Source organism: Lysinibacillus telephonicus (genome assembly GCF_039654155.1).
GTDB lineage: Bacteria > Bacillota > Bacilli > Bacillales_A > Planococcaceae > Ureibacillus > Ureibacillus telephonicus.
In genome coordinates this window covers 1,233,220-1,247,599 of record NZ_CP155468.1, presented here as the reverse complement: position 1 = coordinate 1,247,599, position 14,380 = coordinate 1,233,220, and the positions used below count along the sequence as shown (strand labels likewise).

The 14,380-nt window shown below is 34.1% G+C and carries 14 protein-coding genes and 3 pseudogenes; 3 read left to right on the top strand and 14 right to left on the bottom strand.

Annotation, left to right across the window (positions count from 1 at the left end):
* Positions 1-584 precede the first annotated feature (584 nt).
* The 12 genes and pseudogenes from MKY04_RS05890 to MKY04_RS05835 form a co-directional block, all read right to left on the bottom strand.
* Positions 585-974, bottom strand: a complete 390-nt coding sequence (locus MKY04_RS05890; RefSeq protein ID WP_126296063.1) for a hypothetical protein — start codon at positions 972-974, stop codon at positions 585-587.
* 196 nt (positions 975-1,170) lie between these two features.
* Complete coding sequence (locus tag MKY04_RS05885) at positions 1,171-1,791, bottom strand: SDR family oxidoreductase (RefSeq protein WP_346235514.1); 621 nt, start codon at positions 1,789-1,791, stop codon at positions 1,171-1,173.
* 244 nt (positions 1,792-2,035) lie between these two features.
* The gene (locus MKY04_RS05880; protein WP_126296065.1) at positions 2,036-2,764 is read right to left on the bottom strand and encodes an MOSC domain-containing protein; all 729 of its coding nucleotides are present in this window, start codon (positions 2,762-2,764) and stop codon (positions 2,036-2,038) included.
* 457 nt (positions 2,765-3,221) lie between these two features.
* On the bottom strand, positions 3,222-4,295 hold the full coding sequence (locus MKY04_RS05875) for a DUF4179 domain-containing protein (protein WP_126296066.1): 1,074 nt from the start codon (positions 4,293-4,295) through the stop codon (positions 3,222-3,224).
* Positions 4,279-4,821, bottom strand: coding sequence for a sigma-70 family RNA polymerase sigma factor (locus tag MKY04_RS05870; protein ID WP_126296067.1), 543 nt, complete (start codon positions 4,819-4,821; stop codon positions 4,279-4,281). Before MKY04_RS05870 ends, MKY04_RS05875 begins: the two co-directional genes overlap by 17 nt.
* 346 nt (positions 4,822-5,167) lie before the next feature.
* On the bottom strand, positions 5,168-5,410 hold the full coding sequence (locus MKY04_RS05865; RefSeq protein ID WP_126296068.1) for a hypothetical protein: 243 nt from the start codon (positions 5,408-5,410) through the stop codon (positions 5,168-5,170).
* A gap of 218 nt (positions 5,411-5,628) precedes the next feature.
* A pseudogene (locus tag MKY04_RS05860) lies at positions 5,629-5,873 on the bottom strand (DJ-1/PfpI family protein); the annotation flags it as partial.
* 251 nt (positions 5,874-6,124) lie between these two features.
* On the bottom strand, positions 6,125-6,829 hold the full coding sequence (locus MKY04_RS05855) for a hypothetical protein (protein WP_126296069.1): 705 nt from the start codon (positions 6,827-6,829) through the stop codon (positions 6,125-6,127).
* 4 nt (positions 6,830-6,833) lie between these two features.
* On the bottom strand, positions 6,834-7,649 hold the full coding sequence (locus MKY04_RS05850) for an ATP-binding cassette domain-containing protein (protein ID WP_346235513.1): 816 nt from the start codon (positions 7,647-7,649) through the stop codon (positions 6,834-6,836).
* 285 nt (positions 7,650-7,934) lie between these two features.
* Complete coding sequence (locus MKY04_RS05845) at positions 7,935-8,315, bottom strand: DUF3997 domain-containing protein (protein WP_346235512.1); 381 nt, start codon at positions 8,313-8,315, stop codon at positions 7,935-7,937.
* Between the two features lie 75 nt (positions 8,316-8,390).
* Positions 8,391-8,564: a DUF5412 family protein gene (locus MKY04_RS05840; RefSeq protein WP_346235511.1), complete on the bottom strand. Its 174-nt coding sequence runs from the start codon at positions 8,562-8,564 to the stop codon at positions 8,391-8,393.
* Entirely contained in the window at positions 8,549-8,797 is a 249-nt protein-coding gene (locus MKY04_RS05835; protein WP_281274639.1) for a DUF5412 family protein, read from the bottom strand. Before MKY04_RS05835 ends, MKY04_RS05840 begins: the two co-directional genes overlap by 16 nt.
* 340 nt (positions 8,798-9,137) lie before the next feature.
* Between MKY04_RS05835 and MKY04_RS05830 the strand changes: the two are divergent.
* A pseudogene (locus MKY04_RS05830) lies at positions 9,138-10,280 on the top strand (IS3 family transposase).
* A gap of 109 nt (positions 10,281-10,389) precedes the next feature.
* On the opposite strand, the gene MKY04_RS05825 reads toward MKY04_RS05830, so the two are convergent.
* Positions 10,390-10,839 (bottom strand): Lrp/AsnC family transcriptional regulator, encoded by a 450-nt coding sequence (locus MKY04_RS05825; protein WP_126295974.1) that lies wholly within the window; start codon positions 10,837-10,839, stop codon positions 10,390-10,392.
* 114 nt (positions 10,840-10,953) lie between these two features.
* Here MKY04_RS05825 and MKY04_RS05820 point away from each other — a divergent pair, with 114 nt between their 5' ends.
* On the top strand, positions 10,954-11,496 hold the full coding sequence (locus MKY04_RS05820) for a cysteine hydrolase family protein (protein ID WP_126295975.1): 543 nt from the start codon (positions 10,954-10,956) through the stop codon (positions 11,494-11,496).
* A gap of 201 nt (positions 11,497-11,697) precedes the next feature.
* Positions 11,698-13,027: pseudogene (locus MKY04_RS05815) on the top strand (IS3 family transposase).
* A gap of 279 nt (positions 13,028-13,306) precedes the next feature.
* Here MKY04_RS05815 and MKY04_RS05810 read toward each other — a convergent pair.
* The gene (locus MKY04_RS05810; RefSeq protein ID WP_346235510.1) at positions 13,307-14,380 is read right to left on the bottom strand and encodes a HAMP domain-containing sensor histidine kinase; all 1,074 of its coding nucleotides are present in this window, start codon (positions 14,378-14,380) and stop codon (positions 13,307-13,309) included.

The following is a 14,380-nucleotide window of genomic DNA, read 5'->3' as shown; positions in this document are numbered from 1 at the left end:
ACTAAAGGTTAATATAAAACTATTTAAATATTGAGAGTGAGAAACAGATAAATACGGTACCACTAAATAAAAAAATTAGACCTAAACATAATATCCAAGCCAAATAGCTTGTTAAACTTAAACAGTCCCATAATTCTAAAATATATATTACGACTCTTTTCCTAAGCGAAAGCCCATTAACATCTTTTAAAGTTTCCTTAAAATCTTTAATACCTATTAGAAATAATATTAAACCAATAATCAAAAGTAAAATTCCTATGAGAAATCCATCCATGTTCATATGCTATCTTTCCTTACTTTGAACTTAGTGTTCATCTAAATAAGTATTCATTTGTGTATATTTAACATAATAGAATAGCCAATAAACTGTCTCGTCAGCTAAAATATATTTTAACAATCTCCCTTATATTTTAGCACCAATATCCAAGTAGATTGTTTATTTTTAAGAGGATAGCCGTTTAAAAGAAAAAGACGTGTTCCTAAATAAACACGCCTGAATGCTGAATATTTAAAAATAAAAAGAGGTACATATAAATCTTTCCGGTAATTTTACTAAAGACCTTGTTAGTACAATAAGAAATAGGTCAAACTATTCTCCTTCTTAGCAAAGAAACGATTAAAGTCAGCGCAAATAAAGCAATTACTATATGTGGAGCTGCGAATATCCAGTGAGCAACAAAATTACTTGTTGGCGTCCCATCGGATATACTACTCCCACTAAAGATAAACCATAACAAAATAGCAGGGATTTGAATTAACAATACAAAAAATATTAAAACACCTTCTATTACATTATTGACTTTATCTTTAATTAATCCTTGGAAGACAACAATTCCTCCTAAAACAACAGCTATTAATCCCCAAGTAACTACTTCTGATTCAGTTTGACCAAAAAATTGAAGTAAATAAAGTAACCCTGTTAATGCCGTTAATACTCCTAAAACAATTTCCAATTTAGATGAACTCTTTATCATTATTCATCCTCCTCAAAAATTTTTCACATTGCATTAACCTACTTCGATAGTTTAAGTGCTTCCACACAACATCATCTAAACTTTAACATAATATTATTACAGAAAATGTCACTTTTGATAAAAAACACGCGTATTTAAATAAACGCGCCCTTTAATGGAATAATTACATTATTTAATAGGGCGATACCTTCATTATTTAATAGGCAATACCTACACGCATTTTTATATAATCACTGCTTTTTATTTGGCTATATGCAAATTCAGCAGTATCCGGCACTGAAATTTTAACACCACCCTCTGGCAAAAAATTACTATCCGTTCGATATTTACCTAACCTTTCCCCATCCGGTAAATATGTAGGACAGACAATCGTCCATTCGAGTTTTGATTGTTTAAGCATATCGTAGACTTTATGATGTTCTTCGGCTGCACGGGTTGACTTTTGCTTAGATTCACTTGATTGATAACGTAATAAATTTGGGCTAACTCTACTTTGCAAGATACCTGCAGTTCCTATAGTGATAATTCGTTTTATACCTTCTTTTTCCATAGCTTCGATAATAAATGGCATACATTCTGATAGAGTGGTTGTCCCATCTGTATTGAGCGCACTAATAACAACATTAATTCCATGCAGTGAGCGTAAAATAGCATCTTTATTCAAAACATTACCTTGAATAATAGTTAAATTTTCATGATTTATTTGAACCTTTTCTGGAGTCCGAACTAGCAGAGTAACATGATGACTATCGTGAAGGGCATGAGTAACTATTTTAGCTCCAACTCGTCCAGTTCCACCTAAAATTAAAATATTCATTAAAACGAATCTCCTTTTAAGAATTAAAATATTACGCAAACTATAAAAACTATTATATCTTTTTTTAATATAATTAAGTTTGGAATACTTTAGTATATTAATCCCTCTAAAATTTAGGTAGGAGATTTAGTTTTCTTTAGAGAAGTTGTTCCACCAATCTTGCCCCTTCATGAAGAAAGATGCTTTCACAATCTTTAAATAAGAAACATTTTTTATTTTATTTGTTTTTTGGCAAAGCAAAACTTTATTCAAGAAGAATGACTTCATCACCCACATGAATTTCACCAGTTTTTATAACAGAAGCATATACGCCAAAATAATTGCTTCTTTCTTTTACAACTGTTTTTAGCAAAGTCGCATCTCTTTCTGCACTTTCAGGATTAACGGTAATAATCATACATCTTTCACAATGCCTTTTTAATTCTATTTCAACTTTATTCCCTATCCTAACTCGTTTACCAAACCATTGTTCTTCTATAAAGGGGATTTTTTCCTTTAATGCTATAAATAAATTAGGTCGAAAACGTCTATAATCAATCTCTGATTTTCCCCATATTTCTTTCAATTTATCTAATGAAGCATCAGTAACAAGTTGAATGTGTTCTTCTTCAATTGCTCCTAAAGGTACGTGAGTAGGGGGATATGTAACAACAGAAATTTTCCGTTTCGATTTGTGCTCAATTTCATTCGTTAATTCTTCATCCCCCCAATTAAAAATCTTACCTTCAGGTGTCAATATTTCAACTTTGGGATATACATCCACCGACTCTTTACCTACGAATCTTGCTTTATATCGAACCATTTCTGGAAACTGTGTTATTGTTAAAAACTTTCCAGGCCTTGTTTCATCTAAAAAAGCATGACTACGGTCTCCGTACAAGCCATACTCCATTAATTTTGTTTTTTGTACGCTCTCCCCATAAAAAGATTTTACAGGATGACGAACAATCTCCTTGATTTGACCAATTAGCATAAAACCCCCCCTATTTTTTGTCTATTTTATCATACATTGTTAATTATTCTGCCCTTAGTTTAAGTGTACTCCTTCACAATGTCTATTAACGTTACTAAAAAAGCTGGCCCCATTGCAGAAAAAAACATTGTGTCCTATAATTGTAGCTTTAAAATAAAATTTGATCAAAATACCTTAAAAACCCAATTTTAAAAGAACCCGTTTTGAAAAAAGATTGATCATTTTCTTTGTGAAGTATTGTACATTTTTTATAAAAAAGTTTAATCATTTTCTAACTGCAAACTTCAACAATTGCGCACTTGTTTTGAAGATTACATTTATGATAAGACTTTATTAACATTCAAAAGATAGTACATCTGCTAACCTTCTAGAGGAACTAACATGGCTGCAGTAAAATTAATTATTTACCTAAATTATGAAAAAAAGAGCTTAATATCAGCTCTTTTTAAACAATAATTTATTGTGGAATATTCACTTTAAAGGAGTCAAACTCAACCGACTTTATAGAATCACCTTTTAATTCTAACTCTTTTTCCTCGCCGTTTTCGTCAATTTCTACTCCTCCCCCGCTCGACGGAATGACTAAGTAAGGAGTGATTGTCAATTCAGTAACAGGAGACCCCACGGGATCAAATTGTTTATTACTTTTAAACACTATTCTATCCTTAACCCTTTCCCCTGAAACTCCACCCGAGCGGCCTGTAATTTCATTTCCATCTTGATCTACTACAAGGAATTCAATATATCCTCCACGACTTAGGTCAAAATCAACTTCCTCTTCAGAACTCTCATAGGCAATACTTAAACCTGTTTCACTATAAGATATTTCTGTTACAGTTAGATTCAAGCCATCAACTGACTGTGTATGGTAAACAGGAATTTTATAAATATCAGTAATTTTTTTAACAGGAGTTGTGAAATACCACTTCTCTCCATTCTCACCCCGTAATATTAACCCAAGTTCGAACTTTTCCGGCATCTCTTCAGTTATATTGATTTCTTGAATGGCAGTCCGAGTTGTTGACGAAAGTTTCTCTTCTCCATAGCTCCCAGTAGAATTGCTAGGCAACTTTCCATTAATTGTATAGTCCATCCCTGAACCAAAATAATCTGGCTCAAGGTACTTCTCCGATTCGATTAAAAGACCTATCGTAATATTATTTTGATCGTATAGAATTTCATTAAGCGTAACGGAAATCCCATTAATCGTCTGTGTCTCGCCTATTTCATTTATTAACCCATTTTCTTGGGCTCGTTGTAAACCGACTATATCCGAATTCCCGAAAATAGAACCGATAATCGGTATATGAGACAAACTGTTTGCCAATGCAGGAGAGTAGTAAGACGAACCAAGCAATATTGCAAAAACAGCTGCCACACAGCTTAAAGCGTAGGTTGCTTTTCTTCTCCAATGACCCACTTTAATATGCTTTGTATTTGAATGCTCTTTAGCTTGAATTATTCCCGAACGAATAGCTGAACGAACTTCATCTTGTGGAAACTCCTTAAATGGATCATGTGACTTTTTCATTTAATTGATAACTCCTCTCTAACTCACTTTTTAATTTTTTCTTAGCTCTACGTAAATTCGTTTTTACTGTACCAACCGGAACCTCCATAATCTCGGAAATATCTTTAATGGACAGGTCATGATAGTAAAACAAGATGATGGATGTTTGATAGGACGAATTCAACCTCGATAGCGCCTCACTTAAATGAAAAGATTCTATCTCTTCGTCCTGTTTTTGATCTAATTTCTTCAATAATTCGCTATTCTCATAAGGAAACACTTGGTCTCTTTCTCTTAATAGCCGATAACATTCGCGAATTAAAATTCTAAACAGCCAAGTTGAAAAATATTCTGGATTTCGCAATTGTTTTATCGCAAGGAATGCATTATACGCTGTTTCTTGAATAGCATCTAAAGCATCCTCTTTTTTTCTAACGTAAGAAAGCGCTTTGTAATATAACATTTTTTCTTCTTTAAAAAGCAGTTCTTCAAAGGCTTCAACGTCTCCATCTATCGCCCGTTGTACAGTATTTGGATTATGTTTCATCGTATCATCATTCCCTCCTCTCACTAATTAGAGTGATCTAGATAAAACAAAAGTTTCAACTTTATCATTTTTCCTAAATTATTAAAAGTTTCAATTATTTAAATTTAAAACTAACAAAGATATAAAGATAAAAAAAAGTATGTTTTGATCTGTAATCAAAACATACTATAATTAATTATTTATAAAACCTGTCCAACTAAATACAACGTTAGTTTAAGTGTAATCCTTTACAACCTCAATTGCATTAAATAAAAATATATGTTTACTTTCCTCCACAATCTGATCCGATTGTTGAAGTTCTTTATTCAATTAAAGCGACTCTTTAGTGCAATAACAATTACTTAATTTAGTTATGTTTCGACAGTGAATTCCAAACCAATATTGTCCCAATTAAAATTTGAACAATACCTAAAATATACGGAAACCACCCCATTATTTCATTAAGTACTGTAGCAAATTTTCCAGGAGGATAGCTCCAACCTGTAAGATTTGGTATGTACGTTGCAATTGCTAAATGCATAATACCTAACAAAATTGTTCCCGAAAGAATTAACAAAGAACCTATAAGATAATATTTGTTTGGATTCATATTTCCTCTCCATTTCTTTTTTCCACTAACCTGCTTGTAAGTTTAAGTACATTTCTTCCAATTTCCCTTAAACATTAACATAAATATCCAATTATTTTAAGTCATTTATTCCTTTAAATGGACCTAAACTGCAAAACGAGCGCCACTTCCTCAAGAATGGCGCCCAGTTGTTGAAGAGCAGAACCTTAAATTTCAAAACTTATTCGCATTTGGAACGATCACTTCTTCGGAACTTCCTGATTCGTCGTAAAGTTGATCGGTGATATTCCTTTCGCTTTCCACACCGTACCTCTTCGCTCGTACTCGAATAACCTTTCTACGGCATTCGCGATTTGAGGACCTAACTCACGCTCAACTAAATACAAGGATACGTCAAGTCCCGAAGTTACGCCTCCCCCACTCAATAGTCGAGGAGATCTTCAACGACTCTTGCATTAATCAGAATTGCGCCGGCAGCTTCTAACGCTTTGGAAGTAAAACTCTTCCTGAATTCGGATGATAAACGATTGCTGCTAAGATTAAAATGTGTAGAGAATTGTTACGTATCATCGATTGTAAAACATACATTTCAAGTATTCCAAAGTTTCGTTCTTGTTAAGCAATCTGGCCCTATAACTGAAAAAGGTTCAATTACTCTTCAAGAATTGCGGCCTTTTAATTGAACATCATATATACTGTATAGCTTTTACAAATATTCATAAGTTAGTAAAGCAACTAACTTTCTTTTTTTATAAAAAGAGGAACTAACATGACAGCTCCGATGATTAGATAACTAACTACAAAAATACTATCGATTATTACTGGTGTATTTATTAGTACTTGATCTTCGCCTTCCATATACCCTATCACCTTGAACACGGGAGGGAAGACCCACAAAATCCATTTAAAAAACAATGATATTTCGATAATTGATTTTGAGGCGAGTGAAACTACGATTATAAATACAGACGAAAGCCAGGCGTATTTTTTTGTTGCAAGTTTAGTAGCGGAAAATAGGGTTCCTACTAATATCCCAAATGCCATAAAGACCAAATGGCTGTAAAATGCATAAGCATATAGCTGAATTGACATATTCCCTTTGAAGCTATCTGTTATGATTGGGAAAAAAATTGCAAACAAAAGTAAAGGTATCATTACTATTAGAATAGTTAGCCATTTGCCAAATAAGTAACTCACTTTTCTTTTAAGATGAGATATTAAGATATGCTTTTCGCTTTCTTCATCCAATGTAAAAATGGACATTGTAATCCATGTCATAATTAAGTACATTACAATAGATGATACTGCGTAACTGCTAAGTATTGGCACATTTTTATAGGCATATAAAATAAACACCCATGCAAAAAAAATAACAACGGGTGGGATAAATTTTAATGAACGAACATAGCTTATTATTTGGTAACGGATAAAAGCTGACAACTTACTACCTCTTCTCTGTTAATTCAAATATTGAACATCCTCTTTGAAGCAACATGGCTAATATCTTATCAGACTCTTTCGCTGAAACAATTATTTCAACAGAATCTTTCCCTATAAATTTATGTCTAATAGACGGAATCTCTGTTATTATCTCTTTAGTGGGGATACTTGCTCTTATGTATCTAAATTTTTCCTTTTTGATTTTTGCAGCATCGTAGACAATTCTTCCACTCTCTACAGTTAAAACCCTATCGGCTAATCCTTCAATTAGTAGTGGATCATGTGCAGTAAAAATAATCGTTTTTCTCCCTTGGAGAGAATTTAGCTGATTCAAAAGCTCGATTTTTGCTTTATCATCTAACCCAGTTAGCGGCTCGTCCAATAATAATAGATCAGGATTCTTCAGCAATGCCTGGATAATTCCGGCTTTCTGCTTTGTCCCTTTTGAACAATTCTTCAAAGGGGTGGTTAGAAAGTCTGTAATTGCAAACAGCTCAGCATAATTCTCAATTCTTTTTAAAATTCCTTCATCCCATTTACAAGTCATTTTACCCATTAACATTAAATAGTCTTTTAATTTGAATCGGATACTTTCTGGAAAGTGTTCAGGTACATATCCTATGTTAATTTGAGATCTCTTCACTTGCCCGGCAGTTTCTTCAAATATACCCCCAATGAGTTTTAAAAGGCTGCTTTTCCCTGATCCATTAGTTCCGGTGATTGCCACTTTTTCACCTTGTGAAATACTTAAAGAGACTTCTTTAAGAATCATTATTCCATCAATTTCCTTGCAAGCTTGATTTGCCTCGAATATTTTCATCAAAAATCACTTCCATCTTCCCTCATTTTACTAGCAGAAATAAAGGCAAAAATCTACATTTTCCTAAAGGTACCCTTCATAGATAATAGACCGCTTATTTAATTATACAGTAATTTCCACACAAGTTAGTAATCAATCATTATTATCATTACTAAGAGTTAATTCAAGGAGATTACTCCATTAAATGCCCCTTTAATGAAAAATGCACTTTCCTTATTCAGGAAAGCGACTGATTGTTTAATACAGTCTAACCATATATTTTAAAAAGTTATTAAATGGTTGGAGTTATTTTCTTAAACTTTCAACTTCTTTTAGTTCTATTTCACCAATACTATACTCCCCTAGTTTACTAACAAATTCATCGTATTCTAATGGCCCTTCAATTTCTTCAGAATCTATGTTTAGAATCCAGTAATAATCTTCTTCAGTAGAAGGTTCTATTTGTTTACAATAAATAAAACGATTATTCCATCCTACTTCTACAACCTTAGAAGGTATTAAATCTTCGCCCCACCAGCCTTCTTCAGTTTTTTGGGCAATGGTAACTTCATTTGCAGAGGTTCTAATAACTGAATAATTACCAGGTAAATCGATATCGTAATCCCCCAAACCTGCACAACCAGATAAAAATATACAACAAATTATTATGCTCATTAGCTTTTTCATTTATAAAATCATCCTCTATAAATGTTGATATATCAAAGCTTTATTCCGTTTATACTTAACTATTAACAGTGTGTATTAATTAATCCCACTTCTATAATCATAAGTTTCGTGAGGTAATTCTAGTTGTACATTATTTATAATCACTGTACTATCATCTAACCATTCAATAGTTGCATTTTCCTCTCGATATCGCCAATAGATTTTCTTTGTCCTTTTATTTTCTTTATTTAAAACTAATTCCCCCAACACTGCATATGAAACTGTAGCACCTCCTTAGATAAATAAGCATTGATTGTATATGTCCCATTTGGAGAAGTGGATTGATTAATTAATTCGTCTTTAAATCTACCCCAATCAAAGAAAAGCCAATATATTCCGTAACCAATGATACCTGCAAATAATAAAATCCATATTAAAACTACTGTAAGAATTTTTTTATACGTTTTCTTCATTTCTACTTTATAATGTATATTAGAATACATTGGTGATTCCTCCGTAAGATTAGAATCTAGAGTTTCGAGCACTACTATCTTAAATTTTAATTATGGCAAAAGTTTCAATGTGAGGAAATTGTTTTTCTTAAATTAAATAAGACGCATCCCTTATAAAGAGGGCACTGCAAAAAGAAAGAAACTTTAAAAAATACTACAAAAAAGTCTCTAGTAATTTAAATTTTTTATTACCAGAGACTTTTTTGTCATTATTGCCTATAAAAAACCCTTAGTGGGCTCGCACTGACCTAAAAAAATGAGACAAATAAAAACACCTTTCGTTGAAAAACGGGTATTAAACCTATAAATCCAACGTGGAGGTGTTTTTTCTATGGGAACAAGAGTTAGTTATCCAGTAGAAATTAAAATGAAAGCAATCGAAATGAGGTTAGCAGGAATACCTGTTAATCAAGTTTTAGAAGAATTGAATATTCGAAATTATACACAACTAAAAACGTGGATGAAGTGGTATCGAAATGGAGAACTTCATCGCCTTGAACAGCCAGTTGGAAAGCAATATACCTTTGGTAAAGGACCAGAATATGAAAATGAAACAGCTAAATTAAAGGCTGAGAATCGTTATTTAAAGCAACAAATTGAAGTTTTAAAAAAGTACGCAGAATTGGAAAGGAAGTGGTGCCAAGAATAGTTGTGCAATTGGTAGAAGAACTAAAAGAAGTCATGACAATTGGTGAAATCTGTGACCACTTGGGGGTAGGTAGATCATCTTATTATCGTTGGAAAAAGAATAATAACGTTGAAACAAAGAAAGATATTCGGGATAAGAGAATTGGTGAGTTGTGTAAACTTCATAAATATCGATACGGATACCGAAAAATCACAAGCATTTATGGAGAACCGATAAGTGAAAATACAGTAAGTAATGCAAAAATATAATTGGCAGTGTCGAGTAAAAGTGAAGAAACGTAAAAGCACTGGACAACCAGCATACGTCGCACCGAATTTATTAAATCGTGAATTTACAGCGGAAGCACCATTTGAAAAGTTAGTAACAGATATTACCTACTTGCCTTTTGGTCAATCAATGATGTATCTTTCAAGTATTCTAGATGTCTTTAATGGCGAGATTGTAGCGCGTACAATCGGATTTACTCAAGATACAGAGTTTGTTTTAGATACATTAAATCAGCTACCAGAATTACCTGAAGGCTGTATCCTGCATAGCGATCAAGGTTCTGTATATACGTCCTATGACTATCAAAAGGCAGTAAAAGAAAAAAGAATTACCATGAGCATGTCTCGTAAAGGCACGCCCGCTGATAATTCTCCAATTGAAACGTTTCACTCCTCGCTAAAGTCTGAAACGTTCTATCTCGACGGAATCAATCGCACAACGAATGCGCATGTGATCCAAATCGTCGAAAACTATATAAATTATTATAACAATATCCGTATTCAAACGAAACTAAACAGCCAATCGCCGGTAAAATACCGCCAACTAACTGTAAAGTAGGGTGTTTTCTTATTGTCTCAAAAAGGATGGTAAGTACCTACCAAGCTAGGGCTTTTTTATACTTAATTTAGTAACTGCCTTTCTATTGATACATGATGACTACAAAACGTTATTCATCAGACACTAATGACGCATTATAATGCTTTTTTACTTCCTTAATAGACAAATAAAGCTGATAGTTTCCATATTTCAATAAATCATTCAAAAGGTGATTTAAAGCTTCTTGTGAACGAACCGTTATTTTCAGATGATAACATGCATCTCCTGAAACACGATGTGCTTCGCTAATTTCATTACGAGTAGCGATAAATTTCAATAAATCATCATGCGTATTTGCATTCATGAAAAAGATAACAAAAGCTGTAAAAGAAACCCCCATCTTCAATTCATCAATCACAATTGAATATGCTTTGATGATGCCGTTATCTTCCATTTTTTTGATACGATTGCCTACCGCCTGTCCTGTCATATGGATTTTTTCACCAATTTCTTTCCATTGTATCCGAGCGTTTTTATTTAATAATTGTAGAATTTGAACATCAACTGAATCAATTTGCATAGTAACTCCTTTCACAGTGAAAAAGTTTTGACTGATAGTATTTCATGAGACCATCGAAAATTCATTCAAATATGTATATCCTTATACTATACAAAATTTTAAGAGGTGAAGAAAATGACAACTGCTTTATTAGTAATTGATATCCAAAATGATTATTTTCCAAATGGAAAGATGACTTTAACAAACCCTGAGCAAGCAGCACAAAAAGCTGCGAAACTGCTAACACACTTTAGACAAACAGGTGCACCAATCTTTCATGTACAGCATATCACAGAAGGTGAAGTGGCTCCTTTTTTCCATCCAAATACAGAAGGTGTCGAAATTCATGAGTCAGTACGCCCATTAGAAGGCGAGACAGTCATAGAAAAACATATGCCGAATAGCTTCTTCAATACAAACTTACATGAAAAACTACAAGAGCAAGGGGTTAAAGAACTAGTCGTTTGCGGTATGATGTCACATATGTGTATTGATGCAACAGTACGTTCAGCAGTCGAACACGGATATACATGCCAAGTGATTGAAGATGCTTGTGCAACAACAACATTACAAATTGAAGATAAAATCATTCCCGCTGATCATGTTCATTATGCATTTATGGCCGCATTAAATGGCACTTATGCAACAGTGAAAACAACAGAGGCATTTTTTAAATAAAAGAACTTCTCTTGAATCATAACGTTTTTCTTACGTAAGAAAGATATTTCAGAACCTAAAAAAAGGGTGTCCAGAAAAAAATTGAACTGAACCCCGAATAGTGGACACTTTAAAAAAAGTGGACCTATTCGGGGTTTTTCTATTTTCATCACTAGAAAACCCCGTTATACTAACCATACGATTTAGGAACGGGAGAACACTATGAGTAAAATAATTTTTAACGAACATCAACGCAGACAAATTGAAGCGAATCCAAATGTCGCTTCAGTATCTGATTGCGCCATTCAATATACAGCGGAATGCAAATTAAAAGCTGTTCAGGAAAACTTACAAGGTAAAGGACCGGCCCAAATTTTTAGAGAAGCCGGATTTGATTTAGAAGTCATTGGGCTGAAGAAAGCTCAAAGTGCATTGAATCGTTGGAAGAAAACGTTTCAAACCTATGGTGAAAAGGGATTTTCAGAGGAACGTCGAGGAAAAGGAAGTACAGGTCGACCACGGACAGAAAACTTATCGGCTGATAAAAAGCTGGAGAAAGCAGAAGCACGTATTCGATTATTAGAGGCTGAATTGGCCCTTCTAAAAAAGCTCGAGGAAATGGAAAGGCAGGCGAAGAAGAATCGTATTTAACCCCGAAAGAGAAGTATCAAGTAATCAATGAAACGGTTCGACTGTATCAACTAAAAAATCTAACACGCTATCTGTGCCAAGTAGCGAATGTCATTCCAAGTGGTTACTATAAATGGCTTCAAAATATGGAGAAACATGCGTTACGTGAAGAATCGGACTATCAAGATTACATATTATTAAAATCAATCTATGACGAAGCGAAAGGAAAAATCGGTTACCGTGGGTTTTATATGGCATTAGTAGATGTATTGGACAAACCGATGAACCATAAAAAGATTCTTCGTCTGATGCGCAAATTCAATTTATATGCGAAAGTACGACGAGCGAATCCATATCGCCAGATAGAAAAGGCAACGGAAGCACACCGTCGTATTCCGAACCATTTAAAGCGTGAATTTAAGCAGGACGAACCAGGAAAAGTATTTTTAACCGACATTACCTATCTTCCATATCGAGGTGGGCAAACGGCTTATTTATCGTGCGTAAAAGATGTGGCTACACGAGAAATTGTAGCGTATGAGTTGTCGACAACACTCAAGATGTCCATTGTTTACAAGGCACTCGAGAAGTTGGAAGCCCATTTAGATAAAAACCTCCATCCAGAAGCAATGATTCATTCTGATCAAGGTGTCCATTATACGCACCTCAATTTCAGCAGCGTGTAAAAGAAATGGGGCTTCGTCAATCCATGTCTCGTAGAGGAAACTGTTTGGACAACGCACCGATGGAATAATTCTTTGGGCATTTAAAAGATGAAATAGATTATAAAGAAGCAGAAAGTTTAGCAGAATTACATACACTTGTGATGGATTACATGAATCATTACAACCATACAAGAAAGCAATGGACATTAAAAAAGATGACTCCGGCAACTTACCGAAGTCATCTAATCGCAGCGTAAGAACAACTACATCCCTTTTTATTAAACTGTCTACAAAATGGGGCGCAGTTCACAATACCGAATTCAATCCTCCATAGCTGCTTAATTTAATATAATGTCTAACTTTTTGGGGTCACTTCAACTGAAGGAAAGCGCCCAATTGTTGAATAATTCAATAATTATTTATGATACGGTTCACTGCTAGTTTGTTGGTAAAGCAAAAAATTTCTTAGAAAGAGTGTGTCTAGACAAAAGGAATCAGTTAACCAGGATAGTCAAATAAAGCTTTCAAGTATGAGACTAGAAAGAACTGTTTGCCAAGGGTATCGAGCCACTTAGGAGTGCACCTCCATCTGAATGGTTAGCTGCGACAAGGTCACCTCCGTGTTGCTTAATGATTTTCTTTGAAATCGTCATGCCCAGCCCAACTCCCCCAGTTAAACGATTTCTTGATACTTCCCCACGATATAATGGTTCAAAAACCCGCTCCAACTCATCTGAAGAGAAACCCTCACCTGTATCTTTAATGGTAAAGATCACATTGTTGCCATTCTTATAGCATTCTACAAAAATCTTCCCATGGCAGGGTGTAAACTTGACCGCATTATCCAATAAATTGTTCATGGCTCGCTCCAATAAGTGCGCATCACCAATGACTACACACTCCTCACCAAATTGATGCATAATAATCGATACATGCTTCTGGTGAGCTAATGGACTAACACTGTCAATCGACCTCTGTAAAACAATTGAAAGGTCTACCGTATTTTTTTTGAATTCCGTCTCTAATAATTCTGTTTTTGTAAATGTGAAAAGGTCCTCTACAAGTCGGTCCAATTGTGCAGACTTTTCCTTACAAACTTGCAGATACTTTGCTTGTTTTTCAGGTGAATCAGCAATGCCTTGCTCTAAACCTTCTAAATAGCCCCTCAAGGCAAATAATGGTGTCCGTAAATCATGCGCAACTGCAGCAATCACAAATCTCCGTTCATCTTCCAATTCTATCTGTTTCTGATAAGATTTTTTTAAACTATCTACCATTACATGAAAACCATCATGGACCTCAGCAATTTCTGAAATCTTTGAGGAAGGTAACTGAATATCCAAATCCCCTTCTGCAATCTGCCTAGCACTTGCGCTCATTTTCTCCAGAGGAATGAGAATATATCTTCGCATTGTATAGGCAACAATCAAAAAGGACAATAGTAGACCAGAAATTACTGCAATAATTTGAGTCATTTTTGAATCGGCTTGAATGCCAAGATTGAACGATTTAGTTTCAAGAAAATGCGCCCCCACATAAAATATCCATGGAAAAGTCAGGATAATAAATAAGCAGAGAATGGTAAACTTACGAATACGAATGGTTTTCAT

Bases quoted from the DNA above. Each gene is read 5' to 3' on its own strand.
- MKY04_RS05875 (WP_126296066.1), bottom strand. From the start codon at position 4,295: ATGAAAAAGTCACATGATCCATTTAAGGAGTTTCCACAAGATGAAGTT.
- MKY04_RS05810 (WP_346235510.1), bottom strand. From the start codon at position 14,380: ATGAAAACCATTCGTATTCGTAAGTTTACCATTCTCTGCTTATTTATT.
- MKY04_RS05845 (WP_346235512.1), bottom strand. From the start codon at position 8,315: ATGAAAAAGCTAATGAGCATAATAATTTGTTGTATATTTTTATCTGGT.
- MKY04_RS05885 (WP_346235514.1), bottom strand. From the start codon at position 1,791: ATGAATATTTTAATTTTAGGTGGAACTGGACGAGTTGGAGCTAAAATA.
- MKY04_RS05820 (WP_126295975.1), top strand. From the start codon at position 10,954: ATGACAACTGCTTTATTAGTAATTGATATCCAAAATGATTATTTTCCA.
- MKY04_RS05825 (WP_126295974.1), bottom strand. From the start codon at position 10,839: ATGCAAATTGATTCAGTTGATGTTCAAATTCTACAATTATTAAATAAA.
- MKY04_RS05880 (WP_126296065.1), bottom strand. From the start codon at position 2,764: ATGCTAATTGGTCAAATCAAGGAGATTGTTCGTCATCCTGTAAAATCT.
- MKY04_RS05850 (WP_346235513.1), bottom strand. From the start codon at position 7,649: ATGAAAATATTCGAGGCAAATCAAGCTTGCAAGGAAATTGATGGAATA.
- MKY04_RS05865 (WP_126296068.1), bottom strand. From the start codon at position 5,410: ATGAATCCAAACAAATATTATCTTATAGGTTCTTTGTTAATTCTTTCG.
- MKY04_RS05835 (WP_281274639.1), bottom strand. From the start codon at position 8,797: ATGTATTCTAATATACATTATAAAGTAGAAATGAAGAAAACGTATAAA.
- MKY04_RS05870 (WP_126296067.1), bottom strand. From the start codon at position 4,821: ATGAAACATAATCCAAATACTGTACAACGGGCGATAGATGGAGACGTT.
- MKY04_RS05890 (WP_126296063.1), bottom strand. From the start codon at position 974: ATGATAAAGAGTTCATCTAAATTGGAAATTGTTTTAGGAGTATTAACG.